This window comes from Bacillus sp. LUNF1 (genome assembly GCF_011008975.1).
Classification (GTDB): Bacteria; Bacillota; Bacilli; order Bacillales; family Bacillaceae; genus Bacillus; species Bacillus velezensis.
Genome location: NZ_CP048876.1, coordinates 2,541,713 through 2,561,606, shown reverse-complemented (window position 1 = coordinate 2,561,606; position 19,894 = coordinate 2,541,713). Strand labels below are relative to the sequence as shown.

The 19,894-nt window shown below is 42.1% G+C and carries 20 protein-coding genes and 1 pseudogene; 17 read left to right on the top strand and 4 right to left on the bottom strand.

Translation table 11 applies throughout. The annotated features are described in order from the left end of the window. Positions 1-29 precede the first annotated feature (29 nt). The 6 genes from G4O42_RS12380 to manA all read left to right on the top strand — a co-directional run bounded on the left by G4O42_RS12380 (position 30) and on the right by manA (position 7,683). Positions 30-914 (top strand): LysR family transcriptional regulator, encoded by an 885-nt coding sequence (locus G4O42_RS12380; RefSeq protein WP_032873900.1) that lies wholly within the window; start codon positions 30-32, stop codon positions 912-914. 67 nt (positions 915-981) lie between these two features. Then, positions 982-1,464, top strand: coding sequence for a Cys-tRNA(Pro) deacylase (gene ybaK / locus G4O42_RS12375; RefSeq protein WP_032873901.1), 483 nt, complete (start codon positions 982-984; stop codon positions 1,462-1,464). Between the two features lie 46 nt (positions 1,465-1,510). After that, positions 1,511-2,428: an MBL fold metallo-hydrolase gene (locus G4O42_RS12370; protein ID WP_032873902.1), complete on the top strand. Its 918-nt coding sequence runs from the start codon at positions 1,511-1,513 to the stop codon at positions 2,426-2,428. A 229-nt stretch (positions 2,429-2,657) separates the two neighbouring features. After that, positions 2,658-4,610, top strand: a complete 1,953-nt coding sequence (manR, locus tag G4O42_RS12365; RefSeq protein ID WP_032873903.1) for a mannose transport/utilization transcriptional regulator ManR — start codon at positions 2,658-2,660, stop codon at positions 4,608-4,610. Between the two features lie 152 nt (positions 4,611-4,762). Beyond that, positions 4,763-6,721, top strand: coding sequence for a fructose-specific PTS transporter subunit EIIC (locus G4O42_RS12360; protein ID WP_032873904.1), 1,959 nt, complete (start codon positions 4,763-4,765; stop codon positions 6,719-6,721). A 14-nt stretch (positions 6,722-6,735) separates the two neighbouring features. Beyond that, positions 6,736-7,683 (top strand): mannose-6-phosphate isomerase, class I, encoded by a 948-nt coding sequence (gene manA, locus G4O42_RS12355; RefSeq protein ID WP_032873905.1) that lies wholly within the window; start codon positions 6,736-6,738, stop codon positions 7,681-7,683. A 95-nt stretch (positions 7,684-7,778) separates the two neighbouring features. Here manA and G4O42_RS12350 read toward each other — a convergent pair whose 3' ends face one another. Next, positions 7,779-8,504, bottom strand: coding sequence for a MurR/RpiR family transcriptional regulator (locus G4O42_RS12350; protein ID WP_007612737.1), 726 nt, complete (start codon positions 8,502-8,504; stop codon positions 7,779-7,781). Positions 8,505-8,740: 236 nt separating this feature from the next. On the opposite strand from G4O42_RS12350, the gene G4O42_RS12345 reads away from it, so the two are divergent. The 9 genes from G4O42_RS12345 to G4O42_RS12305 all read left to right on the top strand — a co-directional run bounded on the left by G4O42_RS12345 (position 8,741) and on the right by G4O42_RS12305 (position 14,900). Further along, on the top strand, positions 8,741-9,553 hold the full coding sequence (locus tag G4O42_RS12345) for a Cof-type HAD-IIB family hydrolase (RefSeq protein WP_032873906.1): 813 nt from the start codon (positions 8,741-8,743) through the stop codon (positions 9,551-9,553). 32 nt (positions 9,554-9,585) lie between these two features. Next, positions 9,586-10,389, top strand: a complete 804-nt coding sequence (locus tag G4O42_RS12340) for an HAD-IIB family hydrolase (RefSeq protein WP_032873907.1) — start codon at positions 9,586-9,588, stop codon at positions 10,387-10,389. Positions 10,390-10,620: 231 nt separating this feature from the next. Further along, positions 10,621-10,899 carry a DUF2651 family protein gene (locus G4O42_RS12335; protein ID WP_307773981.1) on the top strand — a complete coding sequence of 93 codons (279 nt, stop codon included), beginning with the start codon at positions 10,621-10,623 and terminating at the stop codon, positions 10,897-10,899. Between the two features lie 217 nt (positions 10,900-11,116). After that, a complete protein-coding gene (locus tag G4O42_RS12330) occupies positions 11,117-11,617 on the top strand; it encodes a DinB family protein (RefSeq protein WP_003152812.1) in 501 nt (166 codons plus the stop codon). A 157-nt stretch (positions 11,618-11,774) separates the two neighbouring features. Next, positions 11,775-12,296, top strand: a complete 522-nt coding sequence (gene satA, locus G4O42_RS12325) for a streptothricin N-acetyltransferase SatA (protein ID WP_029326061.1) — start codon at positions 11,775-11,777, stop codon at positions 12,294-12,296. 113 nt (positions 12,297-12,409) lie between these two features. Beyond that, on the top strand, positions 12,410-12,472 hold the full coding sequence (locus G4O42_RS20255; RefSeq protein WP_134816631.1) for a tetracycline resistance efflux system leader peptide: 63 nt from the start codon (positions 12,410-12,412) through the stop codon (positions 12,470-12,472). A 33-nt stretch (positions 12,473-12,505) separates the two neighbouring features. Beyond that, entirely contained in the window at positions 12,506-13,882 is a 1,377-nt protein-coding gene (tet, locus tag G4O42_RS12315; protein ID WP_032873908.1) for a Tet(L)/Tet(K)/Tet(45) family tetracycline efflux MFS transporter, read from the top strand. A 98-nt stretch (positions 13,883-13,980) separates the two neighbouring features. Continuing rightward, positions 13,981-14,166 carry a hypothetical protein gene (locus G4O42_RS19990; protein WP_032874143.1) on the top strand — a complete coding sequence of 62 codons (186 nt, stop codon included), beginning with the start codon at positions 13,981-13,983 and terminating at the stop codon, positions 14,164-14,166. Between the two features lie 197 nt (positions 14,167-14,363). Further along, positions 14,364-14,900, top strand: coding sequence for an ATP-binding protein (locus G4O42_RS12305; protein WP_007612719.1), 537 nt, complete (start codon positions 14,364-14,366; stop codon positions 14,898-14,900). A gap of 468 nt (positions 14,901-15,368) precedes the next feature. Here the strand turns inward: G4O42_RS12305 and G4O42_RS12300 are convergent, their stop codons facing one another. The 3 genes and pseudogenes from G4O42_RS12300 to G4O42_RS12290 all read right to left on the bottom strand — a co-directional run bounded on the left by G4O42_RS12300 (position 15,369) and on the right by G4O42_RS12290 (position 17,618). Then, on the bottom strand, positions 15,369-15,926 hold the full coding sequence (locus G4O42_RS12300) for a GNAT family N-acetyltransferase (RefSeq protein WP_032873910.1): 558 nt from the start codon (positions 15,924-15,926) through the stop codon (positions 15,369-15,371). 311 nt (positions 15,927-16,237) lie between these two features. Next, positions 16,238-16,482 (bottom strand): annotated as a pseudogene (locus G4O42_RS12295) (hypothetical protein). Then, positions 16,401-17,618, bottom strand: a complete 1,218-nt coding sequence (locus G4O42_RS12290) for a DUF418 domain-containing protein (RefSeq protein WP_032873912.1) — start codon at positions 17,616-17,618, stop codon at positions 16,401-16,403. The pseudogene G4O42_RS12295 and the gene G4O42_RS12290 overlap by 82 nt, the downstream one beginning before the upstream one ends. A gap of 266 nt (positions 17,619-17,884) precedes the next feature. Here G4O42_RS12290 and yrkP point away from each other — a divergent pair, with 266 nt between their 5' ends. Next, on the top strand, positions 17,885-18,580 hold the full coding sequence (yrkP, locus tag G4O42_RS12285; protein WP_015417875.1) for a two-component response regulator YrkP: 696 nt from the start codon (positions 17,885-17,887) through the stop codon (positions 18,578-18,580). Then, entirely contained in the window at positions 18,567-19,865 is a 1,299-nt protein-coding gene (gene yrkQ / locus G4O42_RS12280) for a two-component system sensor histidine kinase YrkQ (RefSeq protein WP_032873914.1), read from the top strand. The genes yrkP and yrkQ overlap by 14 nt, the downstream gene beginning before the upstream one ends. The last annotated feature ends 29 nt before the right edge of the window (positions 19,866-19,894 follow it).

Below are 19,894 nucleotides of genomic sequence, written 5' to 3'. Positions count from 1 at the left end.
TAGGTTATGAGAAAGGGGAGAAGGAGAAAATGGAGCTTCATCAAATTGACAACTTCATTGCGGCGGCAGCTCATCAGCATTTCACAAATGCGGCAAAAGAAAGAATGATTTCTCAGCCGGCATTAAGCCGATCGATTATCAGGCTTGAAGAAGAATTAGGCGCGCTGTTATTTTACAGAGAGACAAAAGCCGTCCGGCTGACAAGGCACGGAGAGCAGTTCTTAATAAAAGCAAAACAAGCGAGACGAGCTCTAAATGAAGGCGTTGAACAAGTGAAAAAGAATATGAGCCTGGAGCACGGCGAAATATCTGTATCATTTCTTCATACGCTCGGGCTGCGCTTAATGCCTCAGCTGATTGCCGAATTTAAAAAGCTATACCCAAACGTGACCTTCCGGCTTTATCAAGGCGCAAATGAAACGCTTCGCAAAATGGTGGAAACGGGAGATGCGGATATCTGTCTCAGCTCCCCGCCGCTTCCCAGCGAGCTTTTACAATGGACAGTGCTGGAGAAAGAGCCTCTTTATGCGGTGCTACCTGAGAACCACCCGCTTGCAGGAAATAAAAGCATTCAAATGAAAGAGATGCAGGACGAGGATTTTGTGGGTTTTAAACCGGGATACGGGCTGAGGTATATGTTTGATCTGATGTGCCGGGATTTGAATATACACCCGCATCTCGCATTTGAAGGAGAGGAAGTGTCAACCATATTAGGACTGACCGCCGCGGGTCTGGGGGCTGCAGTGCTGCCGAAAACCGCGGAGCATTCATACTTTCCGGTCGTTTTTCTTCCGGTGGCAGATTACCAATGCGAACGCACCATAGCGTTAGCCCAGCTGAAAAACCATGCTCTTTCTCCCGCTGCTGAGCGTTTTAAACAGTTTGCACTTGAGTATTACAAAGCACGCAACTGAGCGGTCATTTTATTAAAATCGAAGTTGAAAATAAAGCAGAAAGAAATACAGAAAACGGAGGAAAACCATGGCGAAAAAAACAGTGAAAACAAATGCTGTCCGTATCATTGAGCAGCAAAACATTCCCTATGAGCTATTAGGTTACAAAACAGAAGGTGGACAGCCCGCAGACGGTCTTTCCGTTTCACAAAAAATCGGATACTCTGCCGAATATGTTTATAAAACCTTAGTGGCATCTGCAGGAACTGATCGTTATTACGTCTTTGTCGTTCCCGTTGCAAAAGAACTGAATCTGAAAAAGGCTGCGAAGGCGGCAGGTGAGAAGAAAATAGAAATGATTGCCATGAAGGACCTTTTGGGAGTAACCGGCTATATGCGCGGCGGCTGCTCTCCGATCGGAATGAAAAAAAGGTTTCCGACTTTTATTGATAGATCCGCTGAAACACTGGAGTTTATGATTGTCAGTGCGGGGAAAATCGGAATGCAGCTGAAAGTAGCGCCTCAAGATTTAGCCGAAGCAAGCGGGGCGGTATTTACAGACATTGTATAAATGTCCGATGAATCTAATGGAATACACGTGTCAAGGGAGAATGATAATGAAAAAAAGATATGAAAACTTGAATGGCGTGAAGAATGAACATGGATTCAGGGACATGTGGAAATGGATGAAAGAACGAAGAGAGAAAAGTAAAGACTTAAGCGAGAACATTCCGAAAGCGGTCACTAGGGATGTCCGTGATGTTGCCGTCAATCGGACGGAAACCGCCATAACATGGATCGGCCATTCTTCATTTCTGATCCAAATACAGGGGCTTAACATAATGACCGACCCTGTATGGGCGCGGCGGATGGGTTTTCAAAAACGGCTGACAGAGCCGGGATATGAATTGAGCGAACTGCCTGACATTGATGCCGTGCTCATTTCACACGGGCATTATGATCATCTTGATTTTCCGAGTATAAAAAAACTGAGAGGAAACCCGGATTTTTACGTGCCTGCGGGATTGAAAAAGCTGTTCAACAAAAAAGGCCGCAAAAACGTTCATGAAATGAATTGGTGGGATCGTTTTGAGATGCGGGGGGTCAATATATCATTTGTTCCGGCCCAGCATTGGACACGGAGAACGCTTTGGGATACCGATACCTCTCATTGGGGAGGCTGGGTCATAGAAAGCGAAAACGGCGAGTCCATCTATTTTGCAGGAGATACAGGCTATTTTGAAGGCTTTAAAGAAATCGGAGAGAGGTTTCGTATTAAGGCGGCCCTGTTGCCGATCGGGGCATACGAACCGGAATGGTTTATGCAAGTGTCACATATCAATCCGGAAGACGCCGTGAAAGCGTTTTTGGAGCTGAAGGCTGACAGCTTCATTCCCATGCATTACGGGGCATTCCGGCTTGCTGATGATACAGGACCGGAAGCATTAAGCAGACTGCACGGCGAGTGGGACCGGCTTGCATTACCTCCTGAAAACCTGAAATCATTAGCGATTGGCGAAACATTTTGGCTGTAACAGCAGGTTTTCGCTGCCGACACCAATCGTTTAAAAACGGTTGGTGTTTTGCTGTCAATCAAAGGTGAACAGCCTCTGTATAAAACATGATTTTTCCGGAACCTGCGGTAAAAAACAAAACTTTTTACTCTTTTGTTTCACTATAAAATGAAAGCGGTTTCGTATGCGCAGTATATTTAACCTATCACAATTGCTCCAGCAGAAACGGACAGGAAGGATAGAAAAACAGATGAAATACATGAATTCAAGGCAGAAAAAGATTTTGTATCTGTTGTTATCTGAACCTGATGACTACTTAGTTGTGCAAGATTTCGCAGACAGGGTCCGCTGTTCTGAAAAAACGATCAGGAATGATTTGAAAACGATTGAAGATTTCCTGAATGAACATGCTCAAGCTCAGCTGATCCGCAAACCGGGATTAGGCGTCTATTTACATATATCTGAACAGGAAAGGTCACGGTTAAGCCGGCAAATTTATAATGAGCACTTTACATGCAGGCACAAGACCGATGAAGAAAGAATACTTCACATCGCTTATGATTTATTAATGAATTCAAAGCCCGTTTCCGCAAAAGAAATTGCCGCACAGCATTTTGTAAACAGAGCTTCCATTAAAAAGGATGTAAGTGCGGTTGAAGAGTGGCTGAAGCGATTTGATCTCACGCTGGTTTCTAAACAGCGGCTCGGCTTAAAGATTGAAGGAGACGAAAAAAACAAAAGAAAAGCATTGGCGCGAATTTCAGATTTGATTGATAATGCGGAATTTACAAGCCAATTTATAAAAAGTAAGTTTTTAAGTCATGAAGCGGACTTTGTGAGAAAAGAAATCAAGTTATTACAAAAAAACCATTCTATCTATTTTACGGATGAAACATTTGAAAGTTTGCTGCTGCATACATTGCTGACGATCCGCCGTATCAAAATGAAACAGCCGGTCGCCATTTCTGCAAGACAGCTGGACGCGGTAAAAAAGAAGAAAGAATATGAATGGACACTGGCTTGTTTAAAACGGCTTGAGCCGGTATTTGCCATACGGTTTCCTGAGGAAGAAGCCGTCTATTTAACTTTACATATAATAGGCGGGAAAGTCCGCTATCCATCGCAGCAAGAAAAGAAGCTTGATCTTGAAGATTCTGAGCTTTCCAAAGTCGTCAGGCATTTGATCAATCGTGTTTCAGAACTGCAAAAGCTGGATTTTCATAAAGACCAGGAACTGATCAATGGATTGAACATTCATCTCGATCCGGTGTTGAAGCGGCTGAGCTATGATCTCTCTGTTTCAAACCCCATGCTTCACGACATCAAAAAAATGTACCCTTATTTGTTTCATCTTATCATTGACGTTTTAGAAGACATCAATCAAACATTTGATCTCTGTATTCCTGAAGAAGAGGCGGCATATTTGACGCTGCATTTTCAGGCAGCGATCGAACGGCTGCGCCGAAGCAGTCATAACCCTAAAAGAACGATCATCGTCTGCCATATGGGCATTGGCATGTCGCAATTGCTGCGGACTAAAATTGAACGCAAATTTCATCACATTACGGTAAAAGACTGTATCGCAAAAGCGGAGCTGACAGAGTATATCAAAAAGCATAAAGATATAGATTTCGTCATTTCTACGATAGGGCTTGGAAATGTAACGATCCCTCATATTGTCGTATCACCGCTTTTGGAGTCTGCTGATGAAAAGAAGCTCAGCGCATTTATGCAACAGCTTGATACATCACACCGCCGGGAGCAAAAAACGTTTAAAATGCTGAACGACACGACTCCGTTTCTCGTTTTTTTACAGCAAGAGACAGAGCACCGTTATCAGGTCATTGAAAAGCTGGCGCAGGCTTTGTATGAAAAAGGCTATGTAGAAAAAGAGTATGGCATTCATGCAGTAATGAGAGAAAAAATGTCGGCGACAAATATCGGGGCGGGTATTGCTATCCCTCACGCGAACTCTAAATATATCAAACAATCAGCCATTGCAATCGCCACCTTAAAAGAGCCGATTGAGTGGGGGACGGAAAAGGTGTCGCTCGTTTTTATGCTTGCCGTCAAACATGAAGATCAAAACAAGGTAAAGCAATTATTCAGTGAGCTTTCCTATCTTAGCGAGCAGCCGGCATTTATTCAAAAACTGACGGAAGAAAAAAATGTAATGACGTTTTTATCGTATTTAAACTATTAAAAGCAGGGAATGGCTCCCTGCTTTTTTTCTGTTTATAGGGAAAAATGCCGTTATTTCCGGAACTTATGGTAAAAAAACGCGCTTATCACAGGCTGATTTCAGTATAAAGTTGAGACAAGATCTTGAAATTCAGACTGCAAAGGAGGATTTATATGAAACTGTTAGCGATTACATCATGTCCGAACGGCATTGCCCATACGTATATGGCTGCTGAAAATTTACAAAAAGCAGCCGGCAGATTAGGCGTTGAGATCAAAGTGGAAACCCAGGGCGGAATCGGGGTGGAAAATAGGCTGACCGAAGAGGAAATCCGGGAAGCAGACGCAATCATTATCGCGGCGGACCGTTCGGTGAACAAAGACCGATTCGCGGGAAAAAAGCTGTTGGCCGTCGGGGTTCAGGAAGGCATCCGCAAACCGGAAGAATTAATTCAAAAAGCGCTTAGCGGTGAAGTGCCGGTCTATCAATCTGCTTCAAAAGCTGAATCCGCAAGTCAGCAGGGCAAAAAACAAAACCCGATTTACCGTCATTTAATGAACGGCGTTTCTTTTATGGTTCCTTTCATTGTCGTCGGCGGATTATTGATAGCGGTTGCATTGACGCTTGGAGGAGAAAAAACACCAAAGGGCTTAGTCATTCCGGACGAGTCTTTTTGGAAAACGATTGAACAGATCGGCAGTGCTTCTTTTTCATTCATGATCCCGATTTTAGCCGGGTACATCGCGTTCAGCATCGCTGATAAGCCGGGTCTTGTCCCCGGAATGATCGGCGGATATATTGCGGCATCCGGCAGCTTTTACGACGGTGCAAGCGGCGCAGGATTCCTTGGAGGAATCATTGCGGGATTTTTGGCGGGATATGCGGCGCTTGGAATCAAAAAATGTAAAGTTCCTAAAGCAATACAGCCGATTATGCCGATCATTATTATTCCGGTGTTTGCCTCACTGATCGTCGGTTTGGCGTTTGTATTTCTGATCGGCGCCCCCGTCGCTCATATTTTCGCATCATTAACGGTGTGGCTTGCGGGAATGAAAGGTTCGAGCTCAATTCTTCTGGCATTGATTTTAGGAGCGATGATCTCCTTTGATATGGGAGGACCCGTAAACAAGGTGGCCTTTCTTTTCGGATCGGCAATGATCGGAGAAGGAAATTATGAAATTATGGGCCCGATTGCCGTTTCCATTTGTATACCGCCGATAGGGCTTGGGATTGCGACGTTTTTAGGAAAAAGAAAATTCGCCGCCGCAGAAAGAGAAATGGGAAAAGCATCATTTACGATGGGCCTTTTCGGTATCACGGAAGGAGCCATTCCATTTGCGGCCCAAGACCCCCTTCGAGTGATCCCGAGTATTATGGCGGGTTCTATGACCGGCTCGGTGATAGCGATGATCGGACATGTGGGGGACAGAGTGGCACACGGCGGCCCCATCGTTGCTGTACTTGGAGCAGTAGATCATGTACTGATGTTTTTTATCGCTGTAACAGCAGGCTCTCTTGTCACCGCTCTGTTGGTTAATGTACTGAAGAAAGATATGGCGAAATCCCCCGCGCCCGGCGAGGTGCTGCCGTCTGCCGAACCAAATGAAGCTGCAGCGGCAAAAGAAACAAAGGAACCATCTCAGGCTGACAGCCGAAAAGCCGGGATGACCGAAATCAAAAAACTGACTGACATTATCAGTACAGACTTGATTGAACCGCATTTATCCGGCGAAACGAGGGATGACATTATCGATGAAATGATCGAGAAAATGTCCCGTAAAGGTATGCTGCTGTCTGACAGCGGATTTAAGCAGGCCATTTTGAGCCGGGAACAGCAGGGAACCACGGCGATAGGTATGAATATCGCCATTCCGCACGGAAAGTCTGAAGCCGTCAAAACGCCGGGTGTCGCATTCGGAATAAGACGTTCGGGTGTTGACTGGAACAGCCTTGATGGTTCTGATGCAAAACTGATTTTTATGATTGCCGTACCGAAGGAAAGCGGCGGAAATCAGCATCTGAAAATATTGCAGATGTTATCCCGAAAACTGATGGATGACAGCTATCGGGAAAGGCTGCTCGCCGTGCAGACAAAAGAAGAGGCGTATGAGCTTCTGGAAGAAATCGAATAAAGCGGGGGATGATCATGTCTACTGAACCGATATTTTTCAATCCGGTTTTCAAAGAAAGAATTTGGGGAGGCGCCGCCCTGCGTAATTTTCACTATAATATTCCGTCCGAGCGGACAGGGGAGTGCTGGGCCTTCGCCGCTCATCAAAATGGACAGAGCACAGTTCGAAACGGCATGTATAAAGGATGTACGCTCGGTGAATTGTGGGAGCATCACAGAGATTTATTCGGAAACCTTGAAGGAAGCCGTTTTCCTCTTCTTACAAAAATTTTGGACGCGGACCAAGACCTTTCCGTCCAGGTGCATCCGAATGATGACTTTGCCAAAATGCATGAAAACGGGGAACTTGGAAAAACCGAATGCTGGTATATCATTGATTGTGCAAAAGAGGCGGAGATCATTTTCGGCCACAACGCAACAACAAAAGAAGAACTGATATCCATGATTGAGCGCGGAGAATGGGACGGGCTCCTGAACAGAGTTAAGGTAAAGCCGGGAGATTTCTTCTATGTTCCAAGCGGCACCGTTCACGCGATTGGAAAGGGCACACTTATTTTAGAGACGCAGCAAAATTCAGATACGACTTACAGATTGTATGATTACGGAAGAAAAGATGCGGACGGCAGGATGCGCGAGCTCCATCTGGAAAAAGGTATAGACGTGATAGACGTTCCATCTGTCCGTGAACGGCCGACCATTCACTATAAACAAACAGATGATCTGCTGGCAGCTGTTTTAATAGAATGTCCTTATTTTTCAGTCGAAAAGTGGGTTGTGAAAGGTGAAGCAAATCTATTCCAGCATCATCCTTTCCTTCTTGTCAGCGTGATCGAAGGAGATGGAATAATGATTGCAGGCGGGCATGAATATCCATTTAGAAAAGGAGATCATATTCTCCTGCCTTCCGGTTTGGGAGAATATAAACTGGCAGGCCATGCAAATTGTATTGTGTCTCATCTGTGATCCTCAAAACCCTTCTCTTGCATCAGAGAAGGGTTTCTCATCACTTTTGCAAAAATACCGAAATTTCCAGCGTATCAGTGTTTTCGTTCCTGAATTTATTCTCTCAATTTGTATATCTCCCGAGCCATCGATTCAAGTATGTACATAGCGGGGATTTGGGTGGTGACATTCGCATTTTCAACCCATTCTTCCGTCACGTAATATGAAATATTCACATCGGACATTTTGGCAATGGTTGAATGTTTATGATTTGTAATACTGATGACCCGGCTGCCTTCTTGTTTCAGCTGATTCAGATGAGTCACCGTAGAATCTCCTTCACCTGAAACCGATAATGCGATCGTGATGCTGTTATGACGGAAATGGGAATGGGCCGGAAAGTAAGGATCTTTAATATACATTGAAAGTTTTCCTAAGCACGAAAAATATCTGGCTCCGTATTCGGCGAGAATTCCTGAACTTCCCACTCCGATAAAAATGACGCTTTCTGCATCGGCCGCAAGGGCTGCTGCTTCCTTCAGCTTTTCTTCCATCCCTCCGCTTACTGTTCTTTCAAAAAACTCGGCAACGGAATGATGGGGACTCTTTAAAATCGTTTTTTTATTTGCCTCCGTATACATTTTCAGCTTCACCTTAAACTCCGAAAACCCTTCACAGTTTATTTTTTTGCAGAAACGTAAAATAGAAGCCGTAGATACATGGGTTTCATTTGCCAATTCACGGATTCGCATATAGACGACTTTCTCGCTGTTTTGGGAGATGTAGTTGTATAAAGAAGTTTCAAGCTCGTTAAATGAAGCAATCATTTCGTGTGTGAACATGCAGGGGGATTCTCCTTTTTATGAGAATGGTGAATGTACATCTAATCGTAACATATCATTTTTAAAAGAAACATAGTGTTATATTTATGTGACAAATCACTTTTTGTGTCATTCAAAACAAGACGTCAGCCAATGATTTACGGCGCAAAACAACTGCGGATATAATTCGTTCATACGCTTTATGCATGATCTCTTTAAGGGTCTCTGACAAAAGCGGCCGAAAAAAGGAGGACAATATGAGTATCAAACTGATAGCGGTTGATATGGACGGAACGTTTTTGGATGATGAAATGGCATACAACAAAGAGCGTTTTATGAATCAGTATCGTGAATTAAAAGCGCGGGGAATTAAATTTGCCGTAGCAAGCGGAAACCAGTATGCGCAGCTTACATCCTTTTTTCCAGAGATCGAAAGTGAAATCGCTTTCGTTTCCGAGAATGGCGCTTTCGTCGTGAATGCCGGAGAAGAATTATTCGCGGGTAACATGTCTGAAGACACTATAAAAGCAGTGATCCGTGCTTTAGAGCAGTATGAGGTGAAAAACGTCATTGTCTGCGGAAAAAAAAGCGCGTATATTCATGAAAATGCCAGTGAAGATGAATATCTGCATGCCAGTAAGTATTATTATGTGTTAAAAAGGGTGCCGCATTTTGAAAACATCGATGATGACATTTTGAAATTTTCCATCAGCTTTCCCGCCGAACATTGTTCCGCACTTCTGAGGCATTTAAAAGACGCCATCGGGTCTTTCGTCACGCCTGTATCAAGCGGGCACGGTGACATAGATCTGATCATACCGGGGCTTCATAAAGCAAGCGGGATTAAGCTTCTCCAGAAACAATGGGGGATAAATGATGAAGAATGCGCGGCCTTCGGAGACAGCGGCAATGATTTGGAGATGGTGTCTGCCGTGAAATACGGAGTCGCTATGGATAATGCGCAGGAAAGCATTAAACAGGCTGCCACGCATATCACGCAATCAAACAATGAAGAAGGGGTCTTAAATGCGATTGATTCCATTCTCAAATGTGAAAAACCCTTTGTCTGAAAAAGACGTTTTAACTGCGGAGGTGCTGAACGATGATTAAATTAGTGATTACGGATTTAGACGGCACATTTTTAAATAATCAAGGCGATTTTGACAGAACGTTATTTGAAAAGACAAAACGAGTAATGGAGGAACAGCATGTCGCTTTCGCCATCTGCACCGGGAAGCAGTGTGAAAGGGTGGAAGCTTTATTCGGAGAAGATGCGAAAGATTTTTGGATTTTAGGAGACAGTGCCACACGTATAAAAAAGAACGGCAAATTCGTATATGAATCTTTGATCAGCAATGAAGCGGGACTGTCAATTATAGGCGCTTTAGAAAAAATCAGCTGCGGGCATAGCATTATCGCATGCACAAAAAATGGCGCGATCGTAAAAGAAAATCTGTCTGAAAGTGAGATGAAATATGTAAATGCCTCTTATGCACATGTAACGAGAATAACTGATTTTACTGAGATAAAAGACGATTTTATCAAGATTACGGTTCATGATCCCGACGCCAACTGTCCGGAAACGAGAGAAAAGCTGCATGAATTTTTTCACCAATTATATATCGTAGCATCAGAGGATACCTGGATGGACATATCAAATATCGGAATACATAAAGGAACAACAGTACAAGAACTGCAGCGATTATTAGGGGTTTCGGCTGATGAAACAATGGCGTTCGGTGACGGCCGCAATGACAAAGAATTGATGGAAGCGGCATCCTACAGCTTTGCGGTTAAGAATGCCATTGACGAAATAAAAGATGCGGCGCACTTTGTCATCAAATCAAATGAGGAAAGCAGCGTCATGCACACGATTATGAGAATATTAGCGCTGCAAAAACAATGATGGGCTAAAGCCAATGCGGCAGGACTTACTAGGGAAAGAAAAAGCGGGCTATCCTCAGACTTTAATTCACTCTTGATTTCCCTAAAATATGTTAAAAATGAATAAATATCTATATTTGACTCGATTGTATTGGTATAATATGTATAAAATGAATGAAACGGCATAATATCAAGATGAAAAAAATCATTTCATATCAGACAAAAAGCAGGAACTTCCTCGTTTTTAAATAAATTGGGAGGTGTTTGTATTAGCCCGCTGTTGAGTCCCGCGTATATCATTCTTATTTTTCTTCCGGCAGCTTCTTTTCTGTTAGGGATATTAGGGTATTTCATCTTTAAAAAAGTATGGATGATGGTTGTTATTGTCTTCATTTTGTCCTTGATATTTATGTTTATTGTAATAGGTGCCGAACCGACATTTTTCATTTGGGTGGCTATGATGACGGGGAGCTGTTTTGTCTCCGGTTCAATCACTAAGACGATATGGACTTTTGCAAAGCGAAAATATTAGACAGAAGAATCCTGTTTGAACAGCTATCTTTTTTTTGTCGATTGAAGAAAAAGAAGGATAGAGTTATCCGTTATGTTCTTATATTTTGTCTGTTGTTGTCAGATCGGGCTTTCTGTTAAAAATGTCTGTCTATCGTTTTGTTCTTTTTTAACTAAGCGGAGCACTATAATTGAACTGTAGATACATAGAAAAACAAAAAAGGATAAGGAGGATTTTTATGTTTCAAACCTTAGACCATTTTTTGAAATCTTGGGAGTTCGAAGCCGATGCGACACAGAAACTGCTGAATCATCTGACTGATGAATCACTTAAACAAGAAATCACTTCACAACATTGGACTTTAGGCCGTATTGCATGGCATACTGTCGCGGCCATTCACATCATTACCTCAAACACAGATTTAACGTTTCACGCTCCGGCTGAAGATTATCCTGTTCCTGCATCGGCGCGGTTTATTGCTGAGAGTTATCATCAAGCCAGTAATGCATTTGTACAGGCGTTAAAAACGCAATGGACTGACGATACACTTCAAGAATGTGTCAACTTTATTGGTCAGCAATTGCCGAATGGTTCACTTTTGATGTTTTTAATTCAACATCAAAACCATCATCGAGGACAAATGACTGTCCTTATGAGACAAGCAGGTTTACCTGTTCCGGGTATTTATGGTCCGGCAAAAGAGGAATGGACAACATTCGGTTTGGAAGCTCCGAAATAGGATGTTGATGTAAGGGCTCGAATGAATAGATGATACCAATCGATGTTGGTATCTTTTTTGTTTTTTAGAGTTATTAAACCGGTATCCATGACATGCAGACGAATCAACAGTTCAAAAGATGTAAATTAAGGTCAATAAATGCAGAAAGGTGATTATGATGATAACTAAAATGACTCGATTCAATATGAAAGACTTCAATAAACCAAACGAACCTTTCGTTGTTTCAGGGAGAATAATCCCTTCATTTGAGGACAATGTTTGGACATATACAGAGGAGAAATTTGCTGAACCTTATGTCAAAAAATATGACGATGAAGACATTGATGTCAGTTATATTGAAGAAGAGGATAAAGCTGTCTTTTTTTATTACGCAGAGAACGACTGTGTCGGCCGGAGTAAGCTTCGTTCTAATTGGAATGGATACGCACTGATTGAAGACATTGCCGTTGCAAAAGATTATAGAAAAAATGGTGTCGGGACGGCTTTATTACATAAAGCGATTGAGTGGGCAAAGGAGAATCATTTATGCGGTCTTATGCTTGAAACACAAGATATTAATGTTTCAGCTTGTCATTTTTATGCCAAAAATAACTTTGTCATAGGAGCGGTCGATACAATGCTTTATTCCAATTTTTCAACAGCAAATGAAATTGCGGTTTTTTGGTACTGTAAATTTTAAAGATAACAGTATTTGATGTTTCGTCATTTAGCGAGTGTGTGTCGCAAAGTATTCAAAACATCGGCTTGAGGATTTATAATAAGGTATATCAACCAATGCAGGGGGAGTTAAGTATGAAGTGCAAAAAAATGAACAGGGTACAATTAAAAGAGGGAAGCGTATCAATGGCCCTATAAACTGCGTCTGCCCTCATTAATGGAGGGGAAATTGTGAATACGCCTTATTCACAATCAACTTTACGGCACAACCAAGTGTTCATTTGGCTTTGTGTTCTGTCATTTTTCAGCGTATTAAATGAAATGGTTTTGAACGTCTCGTTACCTGATATCGCCAACGACTTTCATAAACTGCCAGCGAGTGCAAACTGGGTGAACACGGCCTTTATGCTCACCTTTTCCATCGGAACTGCTCTGTATGGGAAGTTATCGGATCAACTGGGCATCAAAAAGCTGCTCCTGTTTGGGATTATGGTCAATGGCTTCGGATCAATCATTGGATTTGTCGGACACTCTTTCTTTCCTTTACTCATTCTGGCCCGATTTATTCAAGGGGCTGGTGCTGCCGCATTCCCGGCACTTGTAATGGTTGCAGTCGTACGCTATATTCCGAAAGAAAACAGGGGTAAAGCATTTGGTCTGATCGGGTCTCTGGTGGCAATGGGGGAAGGTGTCGGACCAGCTATTGGCGGAATGATCGCTCATTATATTCACTGGTCATATTTGCTGCTTATTCCAACAGCAACAGTTATCACCGTTCCATTCCTGATAAAACTGCTTGAAAAGGAAGAAAGAATCAGCGGACGCTTTGATATGGCGGGGATTATATTAATGTCTGCAGGCATCGTATTTTTTCTGCTGTTTACAACGTCATATAGAATGTCTTTTCTGACCATCAGTATTCTAGCTTTCCTGATATTTGTGAAACATATTAGGAAAACTCAAGATCCCTTTGTTGACCCTGCACTGGGGAAAAATGTCCTGTTTATGATGGGCGTCTTTTGCGGAGGCCTGATATTCGGCACTGCTGCAGGATTTGTGTCTATGGTTCCTTATATGATGAAAGATGTTCACCATTTAAGTACTGCGGCAATTGGAAGCGGGATTATGTTCCCCGGGACGATGAGCGTCATCATCTTCGGTTACATTGGAGGATTGCTTGTTGATCGGAAAGGTTCTTTATATGTGCTCACCATCGGGATTGTATTGATGTCTTCCAGCTTTTTAATCGCTGCCTTTTTTATAGATGCGACACCTTGGCTCATGACCGTTATAATTGTTTTTGTTTTTGGGGGGCTCTCCTTCACAAAAACGGTTATATCTACAATTGTGTCTGGCAGTTTGAAACAAAAGGAAGCCGGCGCCGGAATGAGTCTGCTTAATTTTACGAGCTTTTTATCAGAGGGAACGGGTATTTCGATTGCAGGCGGTTTATTATCGATCCGCTTGCTGGATCAAAGGCTGCTGCCTGTTAACGCTGATCATTCCGCTTATTTGTACAGTAATATGCTCATTCTTTTTGCAGGAATCGTTGTTATGAGCTGGCTGGTAACCGTGAATGTCTATAAACGTTCGCAAAGAAATGACTAAAAAGGGAAAAGGATCAAACTTGATAGAAGTTTTGATCCTTTTTTTGAGGAGCTTCCTTATTCCGAAACCTTTTGGCGATCAATGAAAAGGGAGTTAAAGTGAATTACATTTATAAGAAAAAGGAAAAGAAAAATGGAAATTGTATCATTTCAATCAGAGATAAATGGGAGAATGCACTTATTGAGTTTGAACAAAAAAATAATCAAATTGAGATCATGATCAATTATCGTAACGAGAAAACAACCAAGTTTTCACTGCCAATCGAGACTTTTGAGAAAGTGTAAGAGGATATTAAAATAACCCGGAGAGAAAGTTAATTATTCTGTTTGAAAATGACCATGAAGTTCGTAAGCAGTATGGTTTTAACACGCATTTGGATTCCCTTGGCAAAGTAAAGGTTTTTGGGGATTTATATTAAAATAATAGTAAGAACCTTGTGCAGCGGACAGGGAGTTTCGTTGCTTTATAAGGAGAGGGAACTATGAAAAAAAATATTCACATACTGGGAGCCTCCGGAGTCGGAACTTCAACATTGGGTGTTGCATTATCAAAGCATTTGCCTCATACGCATCTTGATACTGATGATTACTATTGGACAGATAAATTCACTAAGAAAAGAGAAATTCCTGAAAGAAGAAAGCTGCTTGAAAAAGACTTTACAATAAATGAGAAATGGATTCTTTCTGGCGCAGTGTGCGGCTGGGGCGATGATCTAAAAAGTTATTTTGACCTTGTCATCTTCTTATGGATTCCGCAAGATATACGGCTTGAGAGATTAAGGCAGAGGGAATTTCAGCGTTATGGAAACGAAGTGTTAGCCGGCGGCAGTAAATATGAACAATCAAAAACATTTTTAGAGTGGGCTTCTTTATATGATAATGCCGGAATGGAAGTTAGAAGCAAAGCTTTACACGAACATTGGATGGCAGATTTATCTTGTCCGTTGTTAAAAATTGAAGGAGATTACTCAGTAAATGAAAGAGTTGACCGTGTCTTGGATTATCTGAATTCAAACTAACGGATGGAGATAACTGCAAAATCCAAAATTCAAAGGCAGTTCCGGCCATTTTAACGGAGCTGTTTTTTTATACCGCTTTCAGTTTCTCTGTTGTGAAGTGATTTATTTTCGGCAGCATCCCACAATAGAGAAGTGATTTGTTCTTCGTTAAGTTCTCCGTTGGAGTATTTCTCTAAAATTCGTATAAATCGTTCATCACTTAATTAATTATTTCTTTGTTTATTTTTATTCTCCATTTCATTTTCAGACCGAATTAAAGCCCTCTCATAACGAGAAGGGCTTTCCGCCTTTAATACTTTCTCCTCAAAAAGAAGGGGAAGGCTTTATCCGTTTATCCCTCGTATCGTTTATTAATCAACTCTGTAAACATAGGGAATTATTGGTTAACTTAGAATTTTTTCGATCCAAACAAATATCTTTAAAAAAGTTACCGGCAACTTTCTGCGGCATATCGCAGTGTTCAATTGTTTAGTCCTTTTTTTTCATAATCTTTACAAATCTGAAAAAGTCATCATCATCCGGCAGGGGCTTGTCATCTTCGCGTCCATTGCGATGCATATGCGGATCAGAGTGATGTTCATTGTAGAACTCTACGATATGGAATCCGCACTTATTCACATAGAAGTTGATATTTCGCTTTTCAAAATAAGGTGTCACGGTTTCCCAAAGCACAGTATCCGGATACTGTGCTTCTATGGCTTTCCAAGCAGAAAGACCAATCCCCTGGCTGTGATGTTCTGGAGATACATAGAATAAATCTAGCGAATTATGATGTGTTTCGCTGTTGATACGTACTACTGCACCACCTACCTTCTCACCATCCCGAAAAATATGATATACGACTGCTCCGGGAGCGTCGAAAGACTCCTGAACATCATTGTCCGATGGAATCGGTCCATCTTCGCAATCACCGAACGTTTCAATCACGGCGATCGCAAAGGCTTCTTGTAATTTTTTTTGGAATTCTGGCAGATCAGATTCCTTTGCTGGTTCCAGAATAACTTTTGGTTCCTTTTTTGTTTTCATGATTGCTCACTCCTTCAGTTGCTGAAATAACGAGTTCAGTCGTTCAGTAAAACATTCCACCTGCTCTGCCGCTTTTTCTTCCGCGGTAAATTTGGCGTTAAAATACTTCAAAAGCTTTCTCCTGTCTTTTTGTATGATGTCTTTTTCTTTGTTTTCTTGGAAAATAAGCTGCATGTAACCCTTATTTACTATCGTTCACTGCCGTATTAAGTGTGGTACGCGGGATTTGCAATCATTCTCAAACTTTACCTGCGAAAAGTTGCAAAAATAGTCGAATGTGGCGCCTTTGCCTATGAACATGCGTAAAAGATTCAAATTCGATCATGAGCAATGCACATTGAGTAAACTCCGGTGAATTTATTAGCCCAAAGAAGCCTAATAGATATAAAAATAACTAGTATATATATCAAATCTGTCCGTTTAATGCCCACTTCTCAACAACTAATTTGAAGTCATGCAATCTGTGCAAAGGGGTTATTTCGGAATTGATTTTTCCGAATGCAGCGGAGTCGCTTTGGGACTTCCGTTTACTTTGCCGTACGTCAGCTTGCGCCATATCAATTCCATCGGACCGTACTTAAATCGTTTCAACCACAATGTACTAAAGCTCATAAGCACGAAGTACACGGCCAGACTGAACATGAACGTGCCGGCGGATTGAATATGATCCGCAAGCCCGAATCCGTACCTGAGGAACAAAACTGTTCCAATGATAGAGTGAAGCAGATAACAGGTCAATGACATCCGTCCGACTTTGGTGAAGATCATCATAGGGCCTCGCAGCTGAGGAACGTACAGAAACAGCATTGCAAAAGTGCTCATATAAAACATACTTCCGGTTAAGCCGCCATTTTGACCCATGACAGAGGAAATGTCCTTCCACAGCATATTCTCAGAAAGATTAAACATGTCTAGTAATATACTGCTTTGTGTTATTAGAAAAGCGATTGTGCTGATGATCCAGATACGCTTCCATATGAACTTTTTTGCTTCCATGTCTTTGAAAAATTCCATCTTAACAAAGTACACGCCCAGCAGAAACATGAGAAACATGGAATAGATCATAGAGAAAGAGCCAGCCGCCATCGTGACCATATCTGTCCACCGAGTGCTGATGGATTCCATGTAGGTAAGGCTTGTGTGGCTAAACAAAGTAAACTCTGAAAAATTCGGGTTTTTTGACCCTGCAGTATTGATGACATTGTACAACATTGTGAAAACAGGAGTCAGGAATTGAAACACGATAAGTGCGATAATCCATCTAAGCACCGTTTTGGCCGTGCGTTGATAGAAGGCGAGTAACAGGAAGCCGCTTACGGCGTAAAAGGTCAATATGTCACCGACCCAAACAAATGTGATGTGCAAAATGCCAAATCCCAACAGGATAGATAACCTACGGGCAAACAGCTTGTTGGGACTATCTACCTTCTGCGCGGCTCGATCCATAAAGATCATAAACCCAACTCCGAACAAGAAGGAGAATAATGTAACGAATTTCCCTTCGGCAAACCAGGAAACCAGATTGTGCAGGAGGTCACCGGAGGCCATTTCGAATCCCTTTACTGAATCTACGATCAGAAAATAGTTGACAATAATAATGCCAAGCAAGGCAAACCCACGTACGATGTCCAGAAAATGAACCCGTTCCCGCAGACTCACTGGTTGCCCGCGTTCTTCTTTTTGTACAATCATATCAATACTCCTTTCCCATTTACCATTGCAATATGCAGTGCGGATCTGAAAAACTCGAGCCTTACAATGGATAAATATAAAGACAGAATCTTAACAATTTATGAAGGTTCATCATTTTTTTTAAAATGTGACAAAATTGTGGCGGACATCAGCTTTCATAAACTGTTAAGATTTACGTAGTATCTTATAACGTACGTGTTACTTATGAATGATATATAGTAAGGTCACACGAGAAATAACATCAAGAATCATGAGGTGAAAGAGGCATGACCCATCGAATATTAGTCGTAGAGGATGATCATGATATTGGTGATCTTTTGGAGGAATCCCTTATGCGAGCAGGCTACGAGGTGCTAAGAGCCAAGGATGGAAAGCGAGCATTGCAACTTGTGAATGACTCACTTGATTTGGTTATTTTGGATATTATGATGCCAGGCATTTCGGGAATCGAAACCTGTCAGCACATCAGGGAAACCTCTAACGTCCCAATTCTGTTTCTGACGGCCAGATCGAGTACACTCGATAAAACTGAGGGATTACTCGCCGGCGGCGATGATTATATGACTAAACCCTTCTCGGAAGAGGAACTTCACGCTAGAGTGATTGCCCAATTACGCAGATATACAATCTATCAGGAAAAGAAGGAACAGGAAGAAACATTTCTTATCGGGGGCAAACTGAGAGTGAGCGAAGAATTTAATGAGGTCTGGAAAGAGGAGCAGCAAATCAAGCTGTCAGATCTGGAATATCGTATCCTGAAACTGCTGATGAGCAAACGCAACAAAATATTTTCTGCTCAAAATATATATGAGAGTGTGTGGGGACAGCCTTACTTTTACTGTTCTAACAATACAGTGATGGTGCATATTCGGAAACTGCGCTCCAAAATTGAGGATGATCCGGCACGTCCGGTTTATATAAAAACTGAATGGGGAAGAGGATATCGATTTGGCACATCGTAAATTCACGCTAACCAAAAAACTGGCTTTGCTGATCATGGTTGCTGCGATTGTGAGCGGTGTGATCTTTCTGACGCTGCAAAAGATTACAGATGATCTGATCGAGGGATATCTGAGTTCGGATGAGTATTATCACAAGGAGTCAGCGAGATACATTCAAAAATTCAGTCAGTACGTTTCAGAAAATGGGTTGTCTACATCGGATAGAAAAGCGTTTGGCGAGTGGGTCAAAAAAGAAAATTACATTAACCTCACCATATTCAAGGATCAGGAGTTGCAATATGATTCCGTTTATTCCGAATCCGATTATGGAAAAGAAAAGCTGACTCAGTATGCTCAAAATCATTCACATCCTGTCAAGTTCAGCGATGGTGAAGGACGAGTCATTATCGACGGTTTCTACTCATCCCGATATTATGATCTGGCCTTTACATTGGATTTGCTCGGTGCAACCCTCATCTTTTTAATCATTGTTCTCTTGGGCATTCGCCAAAGTCTTCGCTACCTTAAAACGCTTCACCAAGAGATTCATATTCTTGAAGGGGGCCAGCTGGACTACGAGATGACGATAAAAGGGCATGATGAATTAGCGATGATTGCAAAGAGCATTGAGGATCTGCGGAAAGCTTTCTTGGACAAACTTAAAGCGATCGAGGAATTGCAAGCAGAGAGCCGCAGCCTGGTTACCGAAATGTCGCACGATATGCGCACACCGCTGACGTCGCTGATCATGAATCTGGAGTTTGCCAAAAAAGAAGGAGGCAAAGCGGGTGCCAGCAAAGATCGTTATGTAGCCAATGCTTATGGTAAAGCACTGCAATTAAAAAACTTGTCTGACAATCTGTTTGCGTATTTCCTGCTGAATAAGGAACATGGGGCCGACCTGGAGACCGTTGCAGTGAAAGAAGTGATCTACGATCTAATATCAGATCAGATTGCTATCCTTCATCAGGAGCATTTCCGGGTCCATATTTCAGGCGAGCTGCCGGAAACCTATATTAACGTGAATTTGGAGGAGCTTGGTCGTGTATTTGATAATGTGATGTCAAACTTATTTAAATACGCAGATCCGGAAGAAGAAATCAGCATCACGTTTGTATCGGATCAAGAAATATTTGAGATTCATATCAGCAATACGATTAAACTTGCGGATGTAACGCCGGAAAGCAACGGACTCGGTGAAAGAAGCATTGCGCGAATGATGTCCCGCATGCAGGGGCAGTTTCACAGTATACAAAAGAATTCCAAGTACTGCATCGTGCTGCGATTTTGGAACAGAAAGATGTAGGCTGCGAATCAAAACGACGAAAATATTGA